Below are 21,535 nucleotides of genomic sequence, written 5' to 3' on the forward strand. Positions count from 1 at the left end.
AGCGGTGACGGTTCAGGACTTCCCATTGGAGGCCTTGAAGCTCGACGCGTAGGTCGGGACGTATTCCTGCCCGGACAGCCGCTGGACGGCGGCCATGATCTCGTCGGTCACCCGGCGCCGGTCCTGGGCCTTGGTGTGGTCGCCCGTGAACCGCATGGGCGCCCCGATGGCGATGCCGATCCGCGCGGGCCTGGGCACCTTCGCGCCCACCGGCAGCACCTTCTCGGTGCCGCTGAGCGCCACGGGCAGCACCGGCGCGCCCGTCTTGAGCGCCAGCCAGGCCACCCCGATCTTGCCGCGGTAGAGGCGGCCGTCGGGGGAGCGGGTGCCCTCGGGATGGATGCCGAACAACTCGCCCCGCTCCAGGAGCGCGGCGGCCTCGTCGAGCATCGCCTGCGCCGCGTGCGCGCTCTCGCGGTCGATCGGCAGGCTCCCGCCCAGCCGCATGAAGAAGCCGGAGACCGGGTTGCCGTCGAAGTACTCGTTCTTGGCGGTGAACGTCACGTGCCTGGGCAGCAGCGCGGGCAGCAGGAAGGAGTCGAGCATCGACAGGTGGTTGGCGGCCAGGATCGCGGGACCGCTCCTCGGCACGTGCGCCGCACCGGAGATGTGCGGCCGGCACATCGCGTGAGCGATCGGCGCGGCGGCGAACTTGACCACTTGGTACAGCAACGAGCTCTCCTGATCATCGGGCGGGCGGCCACCCCACAATAAAGCAGGCGTCCCACCGGTGCGGCGGGACGCCTGGAAAAGCTGTTAAGGCCGATGTGGCGGTCGCCTCCTCGGCGAGGTGCACAACACGGCTCCAGCCGAACGGTATTCCGTGAAGGCGGTAATTTGCGGCCCGGGGGACACAGACCACATCGGCCTTTCGATGCTAACGGACATCCGGAGGCCGCTATTCCACCAGGCCCAAAGAATGAGTCATGTTCTCGTCCAATGTGGTTGCCTGACGTCGAAGACCCGCTGCTCACGGCCACGCAGCGCCACCTCGGCGAACTGCCACAAAATCGCCCCGGTCGGCGCGTGGATCACGATCGAGGGGCCCAGCGGCATCTGCAGCAGGTCGCCCTGCCAGCGCGGCACCCCGGGCGCCAGGAAGCGGTCGAGCGGCACCGCGTGGACGGAGGCCACCTCCCGCGGGTCGGGCACCGGATCCTGACGGCCGCCGAAGGCCACCACCGGCGTGATCACGAAGCCCGAGTCGGTGACGAAGTCGTCGAGCAGGCCGGCCACCTCGACCCCCGTGACGCCGGTCTCCTCGGCCAGCTCGCGCAGCGCGGCCTCCACCGGCTGCTCTCCTTCGTCGAGCCGCCCGCCGGGCAGCGCCCACTGGCCCGGGTTGCGGCCGTGGGCGGCGCGCCGGATGACGATGACGTACGGATCGCGCTCGGCGTCCTCCAGCACGCACACGGTGACGGCGGCCCTGCGCACCCCTCCGGCCGGTGGCACCTGCCGGCGGTCGAAGGAGGTCAGGCGGGCGATGATCTGCTCGCGCAGCGCGTCGATGGGCGAAGGCACGCATCCAGGATCTCACGGGGCCGCGCGCGGCAGCCGTACCAGGACCCTCAATCCGCCCTCGGGCCGGGCCGTCGCGCGTACCTCGCCGCCGTGGGCCGTCACGATGGCCCGGACGATCGACAACCCCAGCCCCGCCCCCCTGTACGAGCGCACGCGGTCGGCCTGCAGCCTGCTGAACGGCTCGAACAGGTCCTCCACCTCGTACGGCGGCACCGGCGGCCCGGTGTTCTCCACGACCACCACCGCGCCCTCGGGCTCGCCGCGGACCGACAGCCACACTTCGCCGTCGCGCACGTTGTGCTTGATCGCGTTCTCCAGCAGGTTGACCAGGCACCGCTCCAGGAACAGCGGATCCCCCTCCACCAGCGCCGGGCGCAGGTCCTGGTGCAGCGTGACGGGCCGCCTGCGCGGCTGCAGGTCGATCTGCTCCAGCACGGTCCGCACGATCTGCTCCAGGTCCACGGTCCTGCGCACGGTGAGCTCCTGCTCGGACTGCGCGAGCAGGAGCAGGCCCTCGATGAGCCGCTCGTAGCGGGCGTTGGTGCCCAGCAGCGCCCTGGCCAGCGCCTTGAGGTCCTCGGACGCGGCCGGCTCCTCCAGCGACACCTCCAGCACCGTGCGGTTGACGGCCAGCGGTGTGCGCAGCTCGTGGGAGGCGTTGGCGATGAAGCGCCGCTGCGCGTCGAAGACCCGGTGCAGCCGGTCCAGCATCGCGTCGAACGTGTCGGCCAGCCGCCGCACCTCGTCGGGCGGGCCGCGCAGCCCGATCCGCTCGTGCAGCGTGCTCTCCGACAGCCGCTGGGCGGTCTCGGTCACCTGGTCGAGCGGACGCAGCGCCCGGTCGGCCACGACGTAGCCCGCCAGCAGGGCCACGATCCCGACGAGGATCATGACCAGCATCGACGAGCGCACCATCTCGCTGAGCACGCTGTCCGCGCGGTGCGCGAACTCGGACCGGAACAGGACGTTCTCGCCGACCGGACCGGGCGGGGGCGCGGCACCGGGCGGCCGGACGCTCAGGACCTTGGTGGCGCCCACCACGAACTGCTGGTTCACGGCCTGCGCGGTGATCAGGTACGTGAGCCAGAGCAGGATCGAGCCCGCCACGAGGAACAGGCCCCCGTACAGCAGTGTCAGCCGAAGCCGTAGCCGCCTGCTGCTCCACCACTGCCACGCGGCCTCCATCCGGCCGCCGTCCAGGGTCAAAGCCGGTACCCCTTGCCGGGCACGTTCTCGATCGCCGACGGCCCGCCGAGCTTCTTGCGCAGCGAGGTGATCGTGACCCGCAGCGCGCCCGTGCCGGCGTCGGCGTACTCGTCCCACACGCTCCTGCGCAGCTCGCCGGAGGTGACCAGCGCGCCGTCCGCGCTGAGCAGCACGCGCAGCACGTCGAACTCCTTGCGGTTGAGCGCCACCTGCCGCCCGTCCCTGACGACCGTGTGGCGGGCCGGGTCGAGCGTGATGCCGCCGCGCCGGAGCGGAGGCGCCGCCGAGCGCGCCGACCGGCGGGCCAGTGCCCTGACCCGGGCCACCAGCTCGGCGAACGCGAACGGCTTGACCAGGTAGTCGTCCGCCCCCAGCGCCAGCCCGCCGACCTTGTCCCGGAGCTGGCCCGCGGCGGTCAGCATGAGCACCCGGCCGCCCCCGCCGGCCTCGCGCAGCCGCCGGCACACCTCGTCGCCGTGCACCTCGGGCAGGTCGCGGTCGAGCAGCACGACGTCGTAGTCCACGTACGCGGCCATCTCCAGGGCGTCCCGGCCGTCGTAGGCGACGTCCACGGCGATCGCGTGCAGTCGCAGCCCGTGCGCGATCGCGTCGGCCAGCCGTTCTTCGTCCTCGACGACGAGCACCCGCATGACCGGCCCCCTTCCTTCCGGCCCTGAGCGTGACGGATCACGTGTTAGGCGCGGGTAAGGGGCTTATCCGGTTCTAGCACCCCATGGGCTGGAGTGAGGCCGCGCCTCGGGGCGAAGGACCCCCGGCGCGGAGGAGCGAAAGTCATGAATGCACGGCTGTTGCTTGCCGCCGTCCCGCTCGCCCTGGCGCTGGCGGCGTGCGGGGGCGCCAGGGCCCAGGACGACGGTGTGGTCAGCGCGGGCGGCGGGACGGGCTCCGCCACGCCCTCCGCCACCCCGTCCGTCACCCCGTCCGCCACCCCGTCCGCCACGATGGACCCGCAGGAGGCGGCGCTGAAGTTCGCCCAGTGCATGCGCGAGCACGGCGTCGACATGCCCGACCCGCAGGGCGGCCGGATCCAGCTCAAGATCCCCGAAGGCATGGACCGGAAGAAGGTCGACAAGGCCAACGAGGCCTGTAAGCCGATCATGGAGTCCGCCGTCCGCGACCGCGGCACGCCCGATCCGCGCGACTACGACCAGATGGTCAAGTACGCCCAGTGCATGCGGGAGCAGGGCGTCGACATGCCCGACCCGAAGCCCGGCGAGGGGTTCAGCCTGCGGCTCAAGGGCGACAAGGGCAGGCTCGAGACCGCGCGCAAGGCCTGCGAGCGCCACCGGCCGGGCTTCGCCGGGAAGCCCGGGGGGACGCCGTGAGAAAGGGCCTGCTGCTGGGCGGCGGCACCTTCCTGGCCGTGGCCGCCACCTGGACCGCGGTGGCCGTCATGAACGACGGCATCACCGGGCCCGCCGTCTCGGCCGGGCCGCGCGTCCCCGCCACAGCGGACATCGCCAGACGGGACCTGATGGAGACCAAGACCGTCGACGGCACCCTCACCTACGCGGGGGAGCGGCGGATCGCCTCCGGTGCGGCCGGCACGGTGACGTGGGCGGCCGCGGAGGGCACGGTGATCCGCCGCGGCCGGCCACTGCTCAAGGTGGACCGGAGGCCGCTGGTCCTCATGTACGGCACGCTGCCGCTCTACCGGACCCTGGAGCGGGGCGTGTCCGACGGCCCGGACGTGAAGCAGCTCGAACGCAACCTCAAGGCCCTCGGGTACGGCGCCGCCCTCACCGTGGACGACCACTTCAGCTACGCCACCGAGTTGGCCGTCGAGGAGTGGCAGGACGACAGGGGCCTGGAGGAGAGCGGGCGGGTGGACGCGGCCCAGGTCGTGTTCCAGCCCGGCGCCGTGCGCGTCACCTCGGCCAAGGCGGCCCTGGGCGCCAGGACCGCCGCCGGGCAGGAGGCGTTCACCGTCAGCGGCGTCGAGCGGCTGGTGCACGTGGACCTGGACACCGCCGACCAGGCGCTGGCCCGCAAGGGTGCCAAGGTCACCGTGACGCTGCCCGGCGGGGAGCGGGCGGCCGGCCGGATCGCGGCCGTCGGCACCGTCGCGGAGACCTCCGGCCAGGAACAGGACACGGGCACCACCATCGACGTGGACATCACGCTGGCCAAGCCGCCGAGGTCACGGCTGGACCAGGCGCCGGTGGAGGTCGAGATGCAGAGCGAACGGCACGAGGACGTGCTGGCCGTGCCGGTGGAGGCGCTGCTGGCGCTGCGCGAGGGCGGGTTCGGCGTCGAGGTCGTGGAGGGCGGCGCCGCCCGGATCGTGGCGGTCGAGACGGGGGCGTTCGGCGGCGGCCTGGTCGAGGTCGACGGGCCGGGGCTGGCGGAGGGCATGAAGGTCGGGGTGCCCTCCACATGACGGGCCACATGACCGGTGACCCGGGCGCGATCGTGGAGCTGCGCGGGGTGACCAAGACGTACGCGGGTGGCGTGCACGCCCTGCGCGGGGTGGACCTGAGCATCGCCCGCGGTGACCTGTTGGCCATCGTGGGCCCGTCGGGGTCGGGCAAGTCGACGATGCTGCACATGATCGGCACGCTCGACCGGCCGAGCACCGGCACCGTGCGCGTGGCCGGGCACGACGTCGCCCGGCTGTCCGACCGGCGGCTGTCGGCGCTGCGCTCGCGCCACCTGGGCTTCGTCTTCCAGCAGTTCCACCTGGCGCCCGGCGTCAGCGCCCTCGACAACGTGGCCGACGGCCTGCTCTACACCGGTACGAACCGCCGCGCCCGCCGCGAGCGCGCCGCCGCCGCGCTGGATCGGGTCGGGCTCGGCCACCGCCTCCGGCACACGCCGTCGGAGCTGTCCGGTGGCGAGCAGCAGCGGGTGGCCGTGGCCCGCGCCGTGGCGGGCGACCCGCCGCTGCTGCTGGCCGACGAGCCCACCGGCAACCTCGACTCCACGGCGGGCGCGGACGTGCTGCGCGTGCTGGCCGCCCTGCACGAGTCCGGCACCACGGTCGCCGTCATCACCCACGACGCCGAGATCGCCGGCTGGTGTCCCCGCCGCGTACGCCTGCGCGACGGCCTGATCGTGGACGGCCACGAGCACGAGCACCTCGGCCCCGTGGCACTGCTGAGAGGAGACCACCGATGAGCGGCCGAGGTGCCTGCGTGGCGCTGCTGAAGGGAGACCACCGATGAGCGGCCGGGACGGGTCGTTGAGGCCCGGCCGGCTCGGGCCCGGGGACGTGCTGCGGGTCGGCGCCGCGGGGTTGCGCGCCCGCCCGGCCCGGGTGATCCTGTCCGCGCTCGGCATCGCCATCGGCATCGCGACCATGATCGCCGTCATCGGGATCTCGTCCTCGTCCCGCGAGGAGCTGCTGCGCCGGCTCGACCGGCTCGGCACGAACCTGCTCACCGTCGCGCCCGGCCAGACGATGTTCGGCGAGGAGGCCAGGCTGCCGGCCGGCGCCCTGGCCATGGTCGAGCGCATCCGCCCGGTCCGCACGGCCGCCGCCACCGGCGCCGTCGAGGCGACCGTGCGCCGTACCCACCACATCCCGGAGACGGTCACCGGCGGCATCGCCGTCCAGGCGGCCAGCACCGGGCTGCTGACGACCCTGGAGGGCGCGGTCGTCGCGGGCACCTGGCTGAACGAGGCGACGGCGCGCCGGCCCGCCGTCGTCCTCGGCGCGACCGCCGCCCGGCGGCTCGGCCTGGCCAGGACCGGCGTGCAGGTATGGATGGGCGGGCGCTGGTTCACGGTCATCGGGATACTCGGCCCCATGCCGCTGGCCCCGGAGATCGAGCGCTCGGCCCTGGTCGGCTTCCCCGCCGCCGCGCGACTGCTCGGCTTCGACGGCTCGCCGACGACCATCTACGAGCGCTCGTCGGACGAGACGGTGGAACAGGTGCGCGAGGTCCTGCCGCGCACGGTCAACCCGGAGAACCCGGACGAGGTCGCGGTCAGCAGGCCGTCGGACGCGCTGGCCGCCAAGGCCGCCGCCGCGGGCGCCTTCACCGGCCTGCTGCTCGGGCTGGGCGCGGTGGCGCTGCTCGTGGGCGGGGTCGGGGTGGCCAACACCATGGTCATCTCGGTGCTGGAACGCCGCCGCGAGATCGGCCTGCGCCGCTCGCTCGGCGCCACACGCGGGCAGGTGCGGATCCAGTTCCTGGCCGAGTCGCTGCTGCTGTCGGCGCTCGGCGGGGTCGTGGGCGCCGCGCTGGGGGCGGCGGCCACCCTCGCGTACGCGCTGTCGAGGGGCTGGCCGCCGGTGGTGCCCCCGTGGGCGCTGGGCGGGGCGGTCGCCGCGGCTTTGCTCATCGGCACGGCCGCCGGGATCTACCCGGCCATGCGCGCCGCCCGCCTGTCGCCCACGGTCGCCCTGGCCACCGCCTGACCACCGCCTGACCACCGCCTGACCACGGCCTGACCACGGCGCGGGGGCGCCCGCCTATCGCGGGGTCAGCAGGATGCTGAGCACCGTGCCGGCGAGCATCCCCGCGCCCCCGGCGGTCGCGGCCCACCGGCCCAGCGGCTCGCCCCGGGCGTGGCCGGCCACGCCCAGCACGACGCCGGCCAGGCCGAACGGCACCGGCAGGAACAGCACGGCGATCGCGGCGCAGACGAACCCGATGATCGACAGGACCTGGTCGCTCACCGGCGGCCGGTCTCCGCCCGCACCGGGGCGCGGATCCTGGGCGGGGGCCATGGACCACATCACACACCGCGCGAGCGGCGGCTGTCGAGCCGCTCTCAGGCGGCACCGGCGGGACGGGACAGCTCCGGAGGCAGGGGCCTGGCGTGCACGACGTCGAGGCGGGAGACGGCTCGGGTGAGGGCGACGTACAGGCGGTTGAGGCCGCGCCGCCCGGCCTCGGCGATGGCGGCGGGCTCGGCCACGATGACGTGGTCGTACTCCAGGCCCTTGGCCATCGAGGCGGGCAGCACGCCGAGCCGGCCGCCGACGTCCACGCCCGCGTCCCACAGCGCGGACGTCACCGCCTCCACGTCGGCGTCGGCCGCGATCACCCCGATCGAGCCCTCGAACGCCAGCGCCTCCCGCGCCGCCGCGACCACGCCCTTCTCCAGCCCGCTCACCCGGCTCACCCGCAACCTGCCGTCCGAACGGTACGAGCGCGTCGCCGGCACGTCCACATCGAGCGCCACCAGCAGCGTGTTGGCCAGCTCCACCACGACCGCCGGCACCCGGAAACCGGTCGTGAGGGCGATGACCTCGCCGTCCGGCCTGCCGAGCAGCTCCATGCGCTCCGGCCACGACGTGGCGGCCCACGGCGTGGTGCCCTGCGCCAGGTCGCCCAGCACGGTGAGCGAGCCGTGCTCGCTGCGCCTGGCCACCGCCCGGCACTCCATGGGCGACAGGTCCTGGGCCTCGTCCACGATGACGTGCCCGTAGCCGCGGGGGCGCTCGATCAGGCAGGCGATCTCGTCGAGCAGGACCAGGTCGGCGGTCGTCCACCGGGCGCTCTTGGCGCTGCGGGGCGGCTCGGCCCAGGTGATCGCGGCCCGCTCGGCGTCCGTCAGCACACCCCGCGCCTCCTTCGCGGGGCCGCTGTCCGTGGGGCCGCTGTCCGCGGGGCCGCGTAGCAGCTCGTACAGGACCTCCTCCGGTCTGACGGCCGGCCAGAGGGCGTCCAGTGCGGGGGTGACGCCGCGGCCGATCTTGCGCAGCCAGGCCGCGTTCGCCGTCTGACCGCGGGCCTCGGCCTGGCGGCGGATCGCGGCCACGATGCGGGCCCTGACGCGTTCGCGGCCCACGCCGTACGGGAGGGACTCGCGGCGGGTGTCGTCGACGACGCGGCGCAGCTCGTCCTCGCCCACCCGCCACCGGTAGGAGCCGTCGGGCACCGCGAGCGGCTCGGCGGGTTTGCCGATGCGCCCGTACAGGGCCGCGCGTACGACGCGCGCCATGCGGGCGTCGTGCTTGACCACGGCCGCCGCCTCGCCGTCGGCCGCCGTGACCGGGACGGTGGACAGCAGGCCCTCCAGCGTCGTCTGCTCGACGTCCACCTCGCCGAGGGCGGGCAGCACGGCGGAGATGTAGCCGAGGAAGGCCCGGTTGGGGCCGAGCACGAGCACGCCGCCGCGTTCGAGGCGCCGGCGGTGGGCGTACAGCAGGTAGGCGGCCCGGTGCAGGCCCACCGCGGTCTTGCCGGTGCCGGGGGCGCCCTGGACGCAGATCGAGGTGTCCAGATCGGCGCGGACGAGGTCGTCCTGTTCGGGCTGGATGGTGGCGACGATGTCGCGCATCGGGCCGACGCGGGGCCGCTCGATCTCGGCGGCCAGGATCTTGCTCTCGCCCTCCTCCCCCTGTTCGAGCCGCTCGTCCTCGAAGCCGGTCAGCGTGGTGCCGGACCAGCCGAAGCGGCGGCGTACCGCGACGCCCTGGGGGTCGCGGGCGCCGGCCCGGTAGAACACCCGTGACACGGGCGCGCGCCAGTCGATCACCACGGGCGGGCCGCCGCCCTCGCCGGTGATGTGCCGACGGCCGATGTGGTACGCGCGGCCCCGGTGCTCGGCCGAGCTCGCGCCGAAGTCGAGCCGGCCGAAGAACGGCGGGCCGTCCGGCGCCTCGCTCAGCTCCTTGGCCAGGCTCTTGAGGTGGCGTCCGAGCCGTTCCGCGCTGTAGCGGTCGCCGGCCACGGTCTCGCCGACGATCACGTTGTCCCGCGCGCCCTCCAGCATCCTGCGCAGGCCGGCCGCGCAGCGTTCGACGTGCTGCCTTTCGTCGTCGAGCGTCTCCATCACACCTACCCTTAACTCGGTTAAGATATTAACCAGGTTAACATTTTGCTAGGATGTGCTCATGACGGGACTGCGGGAGCTGCAGCGGCGGCGGGTGCACGAGGCCATCTCGACGGCCGCCATCACGCTCTTCCTGGAGCGCGGCTTCGACGAGGTGCCGGTGACCGAGATCGCGGCGGCGGCGGGGGTGTCGAAGCCGACGCTGTTCAAGTACTTCCCGACCAAGGAGGACCTCGTCCTGCACCGGATCGCCGACCATCGGGCCGAGTCGGCGCGGGTGGTGCGGGAGCGGGCGGAGGGCGAGCGGCCACTGGCGGCGCTGCGCCGCCACTTCCTTGACGGGCTCGCCCGCCGCGATCCCGTCACGGGGCTCAACGACCGTCCCGAGGTGGTGGCCTACCACCGGATGGTGTTCGCCACGCCCAGCCTGGCGGCCCGCCTGTTCCAGCACATGACGCAGGACGAGCAGGCCCTCACCGCCGCGCTCGCGGAGGTCACCGACGGGCTGACCGCCGCGCTGCTGGCCGGGCAGGTGCTGGCCGCGCAGCGCGTGCTGGCGCGGCGCACCTGGCTGTCGCTGGCGGAGGGGCGGCCGGTGGAGGAGGTGGCGGTGGAGGCGGTCGGGGCGGCCGAGCGGGCGTTCGCGATGCTGTCCGCCCAGGCGCCGCTCCTCTGACGGCGGCGGCGCGCGGGGTCAGGCGGTCCTCGGGTGATGGCGGCGCGGTTCCCGGGCGGCGGTGGTGTGGTGTCAGGGGAGCCAGGTCTCGTGCAGGTGCAGCCACCGCCAGGTGTCCTGGGCGCGGCTCAGCACGGCCGTCGCGCGGCGGCCCTGCCGGGTACGGCCGGTCCGGTGCCATTCCTCGTAGGCCACGATCACCAGGTCGCCCGACTCCGCCACGACGCGCACGCCCTCGATGGCGATCGTCAGGCCGGGGGCCGTGCCGTGGGCGGCCTCGACCAGGGTCAGCACGTCCCCGCGCGACAGCACCGTCCCGTCGGGGCCCGCCAGGGTGAAGCCGGGCGCGTGGGCGTCGGCGAAGGCACCGAACCCGGCCCGGTCCGCGGCCCCCGACAGCCAGCGCTCGATGACGCGGTGGTGGCGGGCCACCTCGTGTCCCGGGTTCACGCCGGATCCCACTGCCGCGTGGCGATCCACTCGCGGAGCGGCGTGAGGCGGACGTCCAGGCCGCCGGCCGGCGCGGCGAAGAAGTCGCGGGACGCCGCCCCGATCCACCGGTACGTCGCGGCCACCCCGGCCGCCGCCTCCGCCCCGAGCGCGGGCGCCAGCGCCGCCTCGAACGCGGCCACGTCCTGCTCCTCGTACCGGACGTCCGGCCCGAACATCGCCGCAAGCTCCGGGCCCGTCACCGCGTCCGGCCCGCCGAGGTCCAGCGTGGCGCCCTCCAGCCCGCCGGCGGTGAGCGCCGCCGCCGTGACCGTCCCCAGGTCCGTGTGGGTCAGCCAGGGCACGGCGAGGTCCGCGGGCAGGGGGTAGCGCAGCACGCCCGCGCCCCTGACCCCCGGGGCGAGCAGGTTGTCGGCGTAGAGCGGCGGGCGCAGCACCACCGTGGGCACGCCGCTGTCCAGCAGGGCCCGTGCCGCCCGGGCCCGCGTGTCGAACGCCGCGACGCCCGTGGCGGTGCCGGGCAGCCGGTTGCCGGTGTTGAACGCCAGCCGCCGCACCCCGGCCGCCAGCGCCCCGTCGATCACGTGCCGTACGTACGCCGCCACCGTGGCCGACACCGTGGCCGCCACCGTGGCCGCGTCGTACACCAGGGGGAGCAGCACCGACGCGTGCGTCACCCCCTCGAACGCCTCCTTGACGCGCTGGGCGTCCCCCAGATCGCCGGGAAAGGGCCGCACCCCCTCAGGGACGTTCGCCGTACGCGCGAAGCCGCGCACCTCGTGGCCCTGGGCGGCCAGACGGCGGGCGACGGCGCCGCCCTGGGCGCCCGAGGCGCCGATCACCAGAAATCGCATGCGCGACAGTCTTCCCGGTCACCGGCAATACCCTCGATAAAGGGAGATCTCCGACTCTTTAAGGATCGTCCGTGAACGGTGACCTGCTGAGTGAACTGCTGGCCCCGCTGCGCCTGCGTGGTGTCTTCCACAGTCGCTGGGCGGCACGCGCGCCCTGGGGCGTGGCGGGGGAGCGGGAGAGCTGTGCCCTGCTGCACTATGTCCAGGAGGGCACCTGCGTGGTCGAGACGCCGGGCGCCGAGCCGGTGGTGGTGGGGGCGGGAGAGCTGGCCGTGTTCCCGCACGGGGCCGCCCATCGGCTGGCCGACGCGCCGGGGCGGGCGGCCGTGCCGCTGGAGAGCGTGCTGCCGGGGCGCGTGCCGGGGTCGATGCGCCGGGTGTCGATCGACGGCCCGGGGGCGCTGACCACGATGCTCTGCGGCGGGCTGCACTATGAGGCGGCGGCCGCGGCGCCGCTGTACCGGGCGCTGCCGCAGGTGCTCGTGCTCGACCGCGCGGCCGTGGCGGGCGAGCCACTGCTCGGCGACCTGCTCGCGCGCCTGGCCACCGGATGGGACACCACAGGGCCGGAACAGACCGGGGGGCGAGGGCCGGCCGGTGTCCGAGGCGCGGTGGACGGGCAGGATCCGGCCGGCGGGCCGGGCGGCCGGGATCCGGGGCTGGAGATCGTCGCGTTGCGGGCCTTCGAGCTGGTGTTCGTGCTGGCGCTGCGGGCCGCCATGGCCAGCCTGGCCGAAGGGGAGCCCGTGCTGCGGGCGTTGCGGCACCCGGCCGTCGGGGTGGCGCTGCTGGCCGTGCAGACCAGGTTCGCCGAGCCGTGGACCGTGCGGAGCCTGGCGGCCGAGGCCGGGATGTCGCGGTCGGCGTTCGCGGCGGCGTTCAGGGAGCTGGTCGGCGAGGCCCCGATGCGGCACCTGACCGCGCGCCGGATGCAGGAGGCCGCGCGGCTCCTCACCGAGACCGCGCTCCCGCACACCGGCATCGCCCGGCGTGTCGGCTACCGCTCGACCGTGGGATTCCACCTCGCCTTCAAACAGTGGCACGGTTTCACGCCTGGCGAATATCGCCGGCTCGCCGGAGTTTAACCAGGTAGGAGGGGGTGTACTTGATACCCTGACAACCTCTTCACCAATTGCAAATTTATGCAATTTGGGGCAATGCGGGGTTGTCTTGACCTAGAGGGAGTGATGGTGACCGGACCTTGCACGGGCAAGTGCGGTAACAGTAACGACTCGAACGGACACGTACGGTGAACAGGTTGCCGGCCGTGGCCTGGGGCCGCGTACGCGCCGTGCTACCTGAACGCGTCGCGTGGGCGGCGATGTCCGGGCGTCCGCGCAATGACCTGCTCGCCGGGCTCACGGTGGCGATCGTCGCCCTGCCGCTCGCGCTCGGGTTCGGCATCTCCTCCGGCCTCGGCGCCGCCTCCGGCCTGGCCACGGCCGTGGTCGCCGGGTCGCTCGCGGCCCTGTTCGGCGGGTCGGCGCTGCAGGTGTCGGGCACCAGCGGCGCCATGACCGTGGTGCTCATGCCGATCATGAGCGAGCACGGCGCCTCCGGGGTGCTGACGGTGGGCCTGCTGGCCGGGATGCTGCTCGTCGGGCTCGCGCTGGCGGGCGCCGGCCGCTCCATGGCGCTGATCCCGGCCCCCGTCGTCGCCGGGTTCACCGTCGGCATCGCGTGCGTGATCGGCCTGCAGCAGTTCCCCCACGCGCTCGGCGTGCCGCCCCATGAGAGCGACAAGGTGGCCGTGGTGGCCTGGCACGCCGTCCTCGACTTCCTGGCCCGGCCCCACTGGTGGGCCATGTCCATCACCCTCATGGTGGCCGCGGCGCTGATCGTGGGCGCGAGCCTGCGGCCGACCGTGCCGTTCTCGCTGCTGGTCGTGGCGGTCGTGACCGTCGTCGCCGAGCTGGCCGCGCTGCCGCTGGCCAGGATCGGCCACCTGCCCAGCGGCCTGCCGGCGCCCACGCTGGCCTTCTTCGACGGCGACGCGCTGCCGTCCCTGATCGCCCCCGCCATCGCGGTGGCCGCGCTGGCGTCGCTGGAGTCGCTGCTGTCGGCCACCGTCGCCGACAACATGACCGGCCGGCACCGGCATGACCCCGACAGGGAACTGTTCGGGCAGGGCCTGGCCAACCTCGTCACGCCGCTGTTCGGGGGGATGCCCGGCACGGGCGCGATCGTGCGTACCGCCGTCAACGTCCGCTCCGGCGCGCATTCGCGGCTGGCGGCGCTGTCTCATGCGCTGATCCTGGGCGCCATCGTCTACCTCGCCGCCGGGCTCGTCGCCCGCATCCCGCTGGCCGCGCTGGCCGGCGTGCTGCTGGCCACGTCGGTGCGGATGGTGGAGCGCGACTCGGTGCGGGCCATGTTCCGCTCCACCAGGAGCGACGGCGCCGTGCTCGTGCTGACCGCCGTCGCCACGCTGACCCTCGACACCGTCCTGGCCGTCATCATCGGCCTGGTCGTGGCCGGGGCGCTCGCGCTGCGGGCCATCGCGCGCAACGTGCGCTTCGACCAGGAGCCGCTCCGCCACGACCTGCAGCCGCAGCACACGAAGGACGAGCACGAACTGCTCGCCGAGCACATCGTCACCTACCGGCTGAACGGGCCGCTGTTCTTCGCCGCCGCCCACCGCTTCCTGCTGGAGCTGTCGGAGGTGGAGGACGTGTCCGTGGTGGTGCTGCGGATGAGCCGGGTCACCACCATCGACGCCAGCGGCGCCCTGGTGCTGGGCGACGCCATCGAACGGCTGCAGCACCGGGGGATCATGGTGTACGTGTCCGGCATCCCAGACGGCCACCACCAGCCGCTGGAGGCGCTCGGCGTGATCGGGCGGCTCGACAAGGCCGGGCAGGTGTTCGCCACGACCGACGAGGCCATCGCGGCGGCCAGGGAACGCCTGCACAACACCGGCATCGTGCCTCGTCTGGCGGGGTGACACCCCCGTTCCCGGTGACCCCCCGGACCGGGCGCGCGGCGTCAGGCGAGGGGGCGCGGGGCGGGGAGGCGGAGGCGGTCGACGGCTTCGCGGCGGGTGCGTTCGGGGCGGCGGTCGTAGCGGGCCGTGGTGGCCGGTGAGGAGTGGCCGACCAGGGCCTGCGCGGTGGCCAGGTCCACGCCCGCGTCCAGGAGTTCGCCGATGAACGTACGGCGGAAGTCGTGGGCCGTGCGCCGGGACGCGCCCGCCTCCCCGAACCTGCGGGTCAGAATGTCGGAGATGCCCTGCCCGGTCAGCCCGACCGGGCGCCCGTCGCGTACGCGCAGCCGCCCCGCCTTGCTGATCGGGCTGAACATCGCGCCCGGATCGGGCCCGCGCACCGCCAGCCACCGCTCGACCAGCCCGATCGCGTCCGTGGTCAGGTACACCAGCCGCTCCTTGTCCCGCTTGCCGCGCACCCGCAGCGAGCGCGCCCCCGGGTCGTAGTCGGCCAGCGACAGCCCGCCCAGCTCGGCGCGCCGGCAGCCGGTGGAGTAGAGCACGGCGATCAGCGCCGCGTCGCGCACCCCCGCCGGCGAGTCGTCGCACGCCGACAGGGCCGCCCCGACCACCTCGGGCGGCACGTGGTGCCCCGCCGGCAGGCGGCTCTGTCGTACGGGGGCCAGGTCGGAGGCGCGGGCCAGGTCTTCGGCGGTGGTCTGGCCCAGCCGCCACGCCTCCTTCAGCACCCGGCGCAGCGCCACCAGGTGCTTGTTCACGTATGCCGCCGACCAGCCCTGGTCGGTGAGCATCGTGCGGATGCGCACGGTGTGCTCGTAGCGCAGCAGGTGCCACGGCTGTCCCGCGCCCGTCGCGCCCTCGTCGCCGGTGAGCAGGCGCGCCAGCCGGTCGAGGCAGCCGCGCATGGTGCGCCGCGACTCGGGGCTGGTGAGCGAGTCGAGATAGACGTGGTAGGGGTCACGCGCCGGTTCGACCGGCGGCGTCCCCTGGCCGGGCAGGGCAGGCAGGCTCACCTGGACGATCTTAGAAGGGTCCGGTGAGTTCGCCCAGCTTGCGGGTCAGCTCGAGGTTCGCCGCGTAGTCGACCGGCACCGCGATCACCGACACCACGTCGTCGGCCAGCGCCTTGCGCAGCGTCGGCAGCAGCTCGTCGGCGTTGGTGATCCGGTAGCCGCGCGCCCCGAAGCTCTCGGCGTAGGTGACGAAGTCGGGGTTGCCGAAGGCGATGTGGCTGTCGCGACCCAGCTCCAGGTTCATCTTCCACTGGATCAGCCCGTACGCGTCGTCCACCCACACCAGCACCACGAACGGGATCCGCTCGCGGACGGCGGTCTCCAGTTCCTGCGAGTTCATCAGGAACGCCCCGTCGCCCGTCGCCGCCAGCACCTTGCGATGCGGGAAGGCCAGCTTGGCGGCCAGCGCGCCCGGCACCGAGAACCCCATGGACGACAGCCCGTTGGAGACCAGCATCGTGTTCGGCTCGTACGTCGGGTACATGCGGGCCATCCACATCTTCACCGCCCCGGTGTCGGCCAGCACGATGTCCTCGCGCCCCATGGCCTGGCGGATGTCGGCCACCACGCGGCGCGGCGACAGCGGGAAACCGCTCTCTGACCGGCCCTGCTCGAGCTCCTCGCGCAGCATGTCGCGGATGCGCTCGCCGGTGCCGTTGACCACGAACCGCCGGTGCACGGCGTCGCCGAGGGCGTGCAGCGAGCGCGAGATGTCGCCCTGGACGCCGACCGCGACCGGATAGTGGTCGTCCACCTCGGCGGGGAACCGGTGAATGTGGATGATCTTCTTGTCGCGCATCGGGTTGATCTTGACGGGGTCGAACTCCTGCAGCTCGTAGCCGACGCTGATCAGCACGTCCGCCTCGTCGAAGCCGAAGTTCACGTAGTCGTGCCGCATGAACCCCACCGCGCCCAGCGCGTGCCGGTGGTCGTCGGGGAAGACGCCCTTGCCGTTGAACGTGGTCGCCACCGGCAGCCCGAGCCGCTCGGAGAAGCGCACCAGCGCGTGGGAGGCCCCGGCGCGGGTGGCGCCGTGGCCGGCCAGCACGATCGGCCGGCGGGCGGTGGCCAGCACGTCGGCCGCGCGGGCGATCTGGGCGGGGGAGGGGTCCTGGGGGCGTACGACGTTGACGGGCAGCGGGCGCAGGCCCTCGGGGACGGGCGCCGACTCGACGTCCTCGGGGATGGCCAGGTAGACGGCGCCGGGCCGCTCGGTCTGGGCCGTCTTGAAGGCCTTGCGGATCAGCTCGGGCAACGCCTGCGCCGACGGCGCCAGCTCCGCCCACTTGGTGATCGGCCTGAACAGCGACACCAGGTCCACCACCTGGTGGGACTCCTTGTAGATGCGATCGAGCCCGACCTGGGCGGTGATCGCCACCACCGGGGTGCTGTTGGTGGTGGCGTCGGCCACGCCGAGCTGCAGGTTGATCGCGCCGGGGCCCAGCGTGGCCGAGGCCACGCCCGCCTTGCCGGTCAGCCGGCCGTAGATCTCGGCCATGAACGCCGCGGCCTGCTCGTGCCGTACGAGGACGTAGCGGATGGGAGAGTCGCTCAGCGCGTCGACGAAGTGGATGTTCTCCTCGCCCGGGATGCCGAAGACGTACTCGACGCCCTCCGCCTCCAGAGCCTGCACGATGAGCCGGGCCGCGTCGGCCTGCCGGGTCATGGGAAACGCCTTCTTTCATGGAAGCCTGCCTCCCTGCAAGCGCGGGGGAGGGGTCGTTCATTCCATCCAGGCCGTTGGAGGCGGTCCGCCACGCCTGCGATCTGTCGCTAACACAATTATGTTATCGGCTGTTGACGCTCGACTGATGCTAACGGAATACTGATATCGGCGATAGCAGAGCAGTCCCTACGAAGAAGGGAGCGAGATGATCTATCACGGCAGCCGGTTCACCTTCAGGCCGGAGGCGACGCCGCGGCAGCGGGCGGAGGCTCTCGAAAGCCTGCGTGACCAGGGCAGGGTCATCCCGTCGGTCAGGTCCTTCGTCGTCGGTCGTGACCACGGCGGCGAGTACGAATGGGGCGCCCTCTTCGTGATCGAAGATCTGGACGGCTACCGCGACTTCCTGGCCCATCCCGCGCGCCGTCACGCCGACCGGATCGCCCTGTCACTGGTCGAGAAGATCGTTTCGTTCGACCTGACCGACGACCCGGACCCGGAGACGGGTGTGAGGCTCGCCGAATGGCGGCGACGCGACCCCTTGCCCGACGGACCCGTGCACAACCGCCGTACGGTGCTCAAGGCCATCGCGGTGACCGCCGCGGGAACGGCCGCGGCCGGCACGGGCATCTCCACCGCTCCCGCTCCCGCTGCCGCGGTCACCCGGACCGCCGTCGCCCCCGGGGCGTCGGCGGAGGTCGCCTTGACGGTCAACGGGCGGCTACGCAAGATCGTCCTGGAACCGAGGGTGACGTTGCTGGACGCGCTGCGCGAGCGGCTCGGCCTGACCGGCACCAAGAAGGGCTGTGACCGGGGTGAGTGCGGCGCCTGCACGGTGCTGGCCGACGGGGAGCGGGTCAAGTCGTGCCTGACGCTGGCGGTGATGCGGCAGGGCGCCGAGATCACCACGGTGGAGGGGCTGGCGCGGGGCGATGAGCTGCACCCCGTGCAGGAGGCGTTCATCCGGCACGACGCGTTCCAGTGCGGGGCGTGCACTCCCGGTCAGATCATGTCCGCCGTGGCCTGCATCGACGAGGGGCATACGGGTTCTGAGGCGGAGATCCGCGAGTGGATGAGCGGGAACCTGTGCCGGTGCGCGGCGTATCAGAACATCGTCGCCGCCGTCGCCGACGCCGCGAAGGAGGTACGGCGGTGAGGACCTTCGGTTACACGGTCGCGGGGAGCCCGGCCGACGCGGTGCGCATCGCCGCGAGCACCCCCGAGTCGACGTTCGTCGCGGGCGGCACCGACCTGCTGAACCTGATGCGGGACGGCGCGGAGGCCCACGACCACCTCATCGACGTCAACCACCTCGACCTCGGCGAGAGGGTCGACGCCGGCTCCAGGCGGTTGCGCGTCGGCGCGTCGGCCCGGATGCGGCAGGTCGCCGAGCACCCCACGGTGCGGCGGGAGTTCCCGGTGTTGTCCGAGGCGCTGCTGGCCTCGGCCTCCCCGCAGGTCCGCAACATGGCCTCGATCGGCGGAAACCTGCTACAGCGCACCAGATGCGGATATTTCCGAGACTCGGCCTCGCCGTGCAACAAGCGGGCCCCGGGGAGCGGCTGCCCCGCGATCAGCGGGCACAACCGGGGACACGCGATCCTCGGCGGCGGTGACCAGTGCATCGCCACGCACCCCTCCGACCTGGCGGTGGCACTGGTCGCCCTGGACGCGACCGTGCACCTGCTCGGCCCCGGTGGCGAGCGCACCGTCCCCGTCGCCGACTTCTACCTCCTTCCCGGGTCCACCCCGGACCTGGAGACCGCGATGCGCCCCGGCGAGCTGATCACCCGGGTGGACGTGCCGCGCACGGCCCTCGCCGGGCGGTCGCGCTACCTGAAGCTGCGCGACCGGGCCACGTTCGAGTTCGCGGTGGTGTCGGTGGCGGCCGCGCTGCGGACCAGGGGCCGGGTGGTGCAGGACGTACGGCTGGCGTTCGGGGGCGTGGGCACCCGTCCGTGGCGGGACGCCGGGGTCGAGGCGGCCCTGCGGGGCCGGCCGCTGACCGGGCAGGCGATCGCCGAGGCGGGCCGGCTCCTGGTCCGCGACGCCGAGCCGCGCGAGGGGAACAGGTTCAAGGTCGAGCTCGTCCAGCGGGCGCTGGTGAGCATCCTCAGCGATCTGGGAGGGCTTCGATGAAGAGTCTGGTGGGGCAGGGCGTGGCGCGGGTGGACGGCCGGGCCAAGGTCACCGGCGCGGCCCGCTACGCGGCGGACAACGAGCTGACCGGCGTGCTGCACGGCTTCCTGGTGATGAGTACGATCGCCCGCGGCGAGCTCGTGGAGATCGACACCAGGGCGGCGCTGGCGCATCCCGGCGTCGTCGCGGTCTACACCCACGCCGACATGCCGAGGTTGACGCTGCCGGCTTTCCCGTACAACAGGCGTTTCATCCCCATGCAGGACACGCGGGTGCACCACAACGGGCAGCCGGTGGCCTACGTCCTGGCCCAGACCCTGGAGCAGGCGCAGGAGGCCGCCAACCTGGTGAAGGTCCGCTACCGGGCGGAGGACCCCGTCACACGGCTGGAGGACGCGCTGAACGAGGCGTTCCTGCCGCTCCCGTTCCGCGACAGAGCCAACGAGAGCATCCGCGGCGACGCCGCCGCGGCGCTCGCGCGGGCCGAGGTGCGCATCGACCGGACCTACGGCAGCCCGATGCAGCACCACAACCCGATCGAGCCGCACACCACCACCGCCGTCTGGGACGGCGGCACGCTGACCTTGTACGAGAGCGCGCAGGGCGTGATCTTGACCCGTAAGGCCGTGTCGGACGCGTTCCGTCTGGCACCGGGCCAGGTCAGGATCATCTCGCCCTACCTGGGCGGTGGTTTCGGCGCCAAGGGCCCCACCTACCCGCACACGCTGCTCACCGCGGCGGCGGCGCAACTCGCCGGCCGGCCGGTGAAGCTGGTGCTGTCGCGCGCCCAGATGTACACCTCCAACGGCCACCGCGCCGAGTACCGCCACCACATCCAGGTCGGCGCCACCCGGCAGGGCGTTCTGACCGCGATCGCCGACACCTCGACGGCACAGGTGACCCGCACCGACGAGAACGTCTTCAACAGCAGCGACTCCACGATCCACCTGTACGCCTGCCCGAACGTGCACGTCCGGCAGATGGGGGTGCGGCTGGACCTGCCGACGTCGAGCTACATGCGCTCGCCGGAGACGACCGCGCACTTCGGCCTGGAGACCGCCCTGGACGAGCTGAGCCACGAGCTCGGCATCGACCCGGTGGACCTGCGGGTGCGCAACCACACCACCGTCGACCAGCGGACCGGCCGAGCCTACGGCGGCAAGCATCTGCTGGAGTGCTACCGGACCGCCGCCGAGGCGTTCGGCTGGGCCCGCCGCGACCCCAGGCCGGGGACCACCAGGGACGGCGACGAGTACGTCGGCTGGGGCATGGCCACCGAGACCCACACCTACAACTGGAACGAGTCCGAGGCCCGCCTCGTCATCGGGCTCGACGGGCGGGCGACCCTCCGGGCCGCCACCCAGGAGATCGGCACCGGCACCTACACCGTGCTCAGCCAGGTCGTCGCCGACGGGCTCGGCCTGCCACTCGACCACGTCACGACGCTGCTCGGCGACACCACCTACCCCATCGCATCGGTGTCGGCGGGGTCGGCCACGATGCCCAGCCTGGTCGGCCCGGCGTCCAACGCGGCGCGGAGCGCGCGGGCGGCCGTCATCGCGCTGGCCGTCGCCGACCCGCGCTCCCCGCTGCACGGCGTGCCCGCCGAGGACGTCGTGATCGAGGCCGGCCGTCTGTACGCACGCGGCGACCGCGGCCGTCAGGACGGCTACCGCGACGTCATGGCCCGCCACGGCCGCGGCGTGGAGGTCCGTGGAGGCGGGACCAACTCGCCCGGGCGATCGTTCGGCGCGGTGTTCGTGGAGGTCAGGATCCTGCCGAGGCTGGGCAGGCTGCGCGTGACCCGGGTCGTGACCGCGCACGACCTGGGACGGGTGCTCAACCACCGGACCGCGCGCGGGCAGGTCATCGGCGGCGTGACCTGGGGCATCGGCTTCGCGCTGATGGAGCACACGATGGTGGACCCGAACACGGCGCGGGTCGTCAACCCGAACCTGTCCACCTATCTGGTCCCGGTCTGCGCGGACACGCCGTCGGTGGAGGCGTTGTTCGTGGACCGGCCGGACCCTGACAGCACCGCCGCGCTCGGCGCCCGCGGCTTCGGCGAGACGCCGGGGACGGGTGTGCCCGCGGCCATCGGCAACGCGATCCACCACGCCATCGGCCGCCGTCTCCGGGAGGTTCCCTTCACCCAGGACAAGCTGCTCTGACCGCCGTACGCGCCGCTCTGGCCCGGAAGCCGGGAGATGTCATCCGGCGGGGATGTGGTTGGCGGCGCGGTCGAGGAGTTCGTTCAGCAGGGCCCGCTCGCCCGGGCTGTAGAGGTCGGTCACCTCGCCGAGCACGGCTTTCAGGGCC

Annotated in this window: 20 protein-coding genes and 1 pseudogene; 11 read left to right on the top strand and 10 right to left on the bottom strand. The window is 73.3% G+C overall.

The window, feature by feature from the left end:
* Positions 1–12: 12 nt before the first annotated feature.
* From AB0I15_RS62050 to AB0I15_RS62065, 4 genes are all read right to left on the bottom strand, one after another.
* Positions 13–672, bottom strand: a complete 660-nt coding sequence (locus tag AB0I15_RS62050) for a lysophospholipid acyltransferase family protein (RefSeq protein ID WP_358118903.1) — start codon at positions 670–672, stop codon at positions 13–15.
* A 252-nt stretch (positions 673–924) separates the two neighbouring features.
* Positions 925–1,521, bottom strand: a complete 597-nt coding sequence (locus AB0I15_RS62055; RefSeq protein ID WP_358118904.1) for a CoA pyrophosphatase — start codon at positions 1,519–1,521, stop codon at positions 925–927.
* Positions 1,522–1,533: 12 nt separating this feature from the next.
* Positions 1,534–2,727, bottom strand: coding sequence for a HAMP domain-containing sensor histidine kinase (locus tag AB0I15_RS62060; protein ID WP_358118906.1), 1,194 nt, complete (start codon positions 2,725–2,727; stop codon positions 1,534–1,536).
* Positions 2,724–3,377, bottom strand: coding sequence for a response regulator transcription factor (locus AB0I15_RS62065; protein ID WP_358118908.1), 654 nt, complete (start codon positions 3,375–3,377; stop codon positions 2,724–2,726). The genes AB0I15_RS62060 and AB0I15_RS62065 overlap by 4 nt, the downstream gene beginning before the upstream one ends.
* A 144-nt stretch (positions 3,378–3,521) precedes the next feature.
* Here AB0I15_RS62065 and AB0I15_RS62070 point away from each other — a divergent pair, with 144 nt between their 5' ends.
* Genes AB0I15_RS62070 through AB0I15_RS62085 form a run of 4 tightly spaced genes read left to right on the top strand, consistent with a single transcriptional unit; the run spans position 3,522 to position 7,111 of the window.
* Complete coding sequence (locus AB0I15_RS62070; protein WP_358118910.1) at positions 3,522–4,073, top strand: hypothetical protein; 552 nt, start codon at positions 3,522–3,524, stop codon at positions 4,071–4,073.
* Positions 4,070–5,128 (top strand): peptidoglycan-binding protein, encoded by a 1,059-nt coding sequence (locus AB0I15_RS62075; protein WP_358118912.1) that lies wholly within the window; start codon positions 4,070–4,072, stop codon positions 5,126–5,128. Before AB0I15_RS62070 ends, AB0I15_RS62075 begins: the two co-directional genes overlap by 4 nt.
* Before the next feature lie 8 nt (positions 5,129–5,136).
* Positions 5,137–5,865: an ABC transporter ATP-binding protein gene (locus AB0I15_RS62080; protein ID WP_358118914.1), complete on the top strand. Its 729-nt coding sequence runs from the start codon at positions 5,137–5,139 to the stop codon at positions 5,863–5,865.
* Positions 5,866–5,908: 43 nt separating this feature from the next.
* Positions 5,909–7,111, top strand: coding sequence for an FtsX-like permease family protein (locus AB0I15_RS62085; RefSeq protein ID WP_358118916.1), 1,203 nt, complete (start codon positions 5,909–5,911; stop codon positions 7,109–7,111).
* 54 nt (positions 7,112–7,165) lie between these two features.
* Here the strand turns inward: AB0I15_RS62085 and AB0I15_RS62090 are convergent, their stop codons facing one another.
* Together AB0I15_RS62090 and AB0I15_RS62095 are read right to left on the bottom strand one after the other, a co-directional pair.
* On the bottom strand, positions 7,166–7,423 hold the full coding sequence (locus AB0I15_RS62090) for a hypothetical protein (protein WP_358118918.1): 258 nt from the start codon (positions 7,421–7,423) through the stop codon (positions 7,166–7,168).
* Positions 7,424–7,467: 44 nt separating this feature from the next.
* Positions 7,468–9,477: an ATP-binding domain-containing protein gene (locus AB0I15_RS62095; protein ID WP_358118919.1), complete on the bottom strand. Its 2,010-nt coding sequence runs from the start codon at positions 9,475–9,477 to the stop codon at positions 7,468–7,470.
* Positions 9,478–9,538: 61 nt separating this feature from the next.
* Here AB0I15_RS62095 and AB0I15_RS62100 point away from each other — a divergent pair, with 61 nt between their 5' ends.
* The gene (locus AB0I15_RS62100) at positions 9,539–10,153 is read left to right on the top strand and encodes a TetR family transcriptional regulator (RefSeq protein WP_358118921.1); all 615 of its coding nucleotides are present in this window, start codon (positions 9,539–9,541) and stop codon (positions 10,151–10,153) included.
* 72 nt (positions 10,154–10,225) lie between these two features.
* Here AB0I15_RS62100 and AB0I15_RS62105 read toward each other — a convergent pair whose 3' ends face one another.
* On the bottom strand, positions 10,226–10,603 hold the full coding sequence (locus AB0I15_RS62105) for a nuclear transport factor 2 family protein (RefSeq protein WP_358118923.1): 378 nt from the start codon (positions 10,601–10,603) through the stop codon (positions 10,226–10,228).
* The gene (locus AB0I15_RS62110) at positions 10,600–11,457 is read right to left on the bottom strand and encodes an NmrA family NAD(P)-binding protein (RefSeq protein ID WP_358118925.1); all 858 of its coding nucleotides are present in this window, start codon (positions 11,455–11,457) and stop codon (positions 10,600–10,602) included. The genes AB0I15_RS62105 and AB0I15_RS62110 overlap by 4 nt, the downstream gene beginning before the upstream one ends.
* 71 nt (positions 11,458–11,528) lie before the next feature.
* On the opposite strand from AB0I15_RS62110, the gene AB0I15_RS62115 reads away from it, so the two are divergent.
* Positions 11,529–12,542: an AraC family transcriptional regulator gene (locus tag AB0I15_RS62115; protein WP_358118926.1), complete on the top strand. Its 1,014-nt coding sequence runs from the start codon at positions 11,529–11,531 to the stop codon at positions 12,540–12,542.
* Between the two features lie 236 nt (positions 12,543–12,778).
* A complete protein-coding gene (locus AB0I15_RS62120) occupies positions 12,779–14,401 on the top strand; it encodes a SulP family inorganic anion transporter (RefSeq protein WP_358118934.1) in 1,623 nt (540 codons plus the stop codon).
* Positions 14,402–14,442: 41 nt separating this feature from the next.
* Here AB0I15_RS62120 and AB0I15_RS62125 read toward each other — a convergent pair whose 3' ends face one another.
* Together AB0I15_RS62125 and AB0I15_RS62130 are read right to left on the bottom strand one after the other, a co-directional pair.
* Positions 14,443–15,414 (bottom strand): tyrosine-type recombinase/integrase, encoded by a 972-nt coding sequence (locus AB0I15_RS62125; protein ID WP_358118927.1) that lies wholly within the window; start codon positions 15,412–15,414, stop codon positions 14,443–14,445.
* A gap of 10 nt (positions 15,415–15,424) precedes the next feature.
* The gene (locus AB0I15_RS62130; protein WP_358118929.1) at positions 15,425–17,080 is read right to left on the bottom strand and encodes an acetolactate synthase large subunit; all 1,656 of its coding nucleotides are present in this window, start codon (positions 17,078–17,080) and stop codon (positions 15,425–15,427) included.
* Between the two features lie 205 nt (positions 17,081–17,285).
* Here AB0I15_RS62130 and AB0I15_RS62135 point away from each other — a divergent pair.
* From AB0I15_RS62135 to AB0I15_RS62150, 4 genes and pseudogenes are all read left to right on the top strand, one after another.
* Positions 17,286–17,549: pseudogene (locus tag AB0I15_RS62135) on the top strand (Dabb family protein); the annotation flags it as partial.
* Between the two features lie 231 nt (positions 17,550–17,780).
* Complete coding sequence (locus AB0I15_RS62140; RefSeq protein ID WP_358118935.1) at positions 17,781–18,233, top strand: (2Fe-2S)-binding protein; 453 nt, start codon at positions 17,781–17,783, stop codon at positions 18,231–18,233.
* Positions 18,230–19,216 (top strand): xanthine dehydrogenase family protein subunit M, encoded by a 987-nt coding sequence (locus AB0I15_RS62145; RefSeq protein ID WP_358118930.1) that lies wholly within the window; start codon positions 18,230–18,232, stop codon positions 19,214–19,216. Before AB0I15_RS62140 ends, AB0I15_RS62145 begins: the two co-directional genes overlap by 4 nt.
* On the top strand, positions 19,213–21,387 hold the full coding sequence (locus AB0I15_RS62150; RefSeq protein WP_358118932.1) for a xanthine dehydrogenase family protein molybdopterin-binding subunit: 2,175 nt from the start codon (positions 19,213–19,215) through the stop codon (positions 21,385–21,387). Before AB0I15_RS62145 ends, AB0I15_RS62150 begins: the two co-directional genes overlap by 4 nt.
* The last annotated feature ends 148 nt before the right edge of the window (positions 21,388–21,535 follow it).

This window comes from Nonomuraea sp. NPDC050643 (genome assembly GCF_040654715.1).
In the GTDB taxonomy this organism is placed as follows: Bacteria; Actinomycetota; Actinomycetes; order Streptosporangiales; family Streptosporangiaceae; genus Nonomuraea.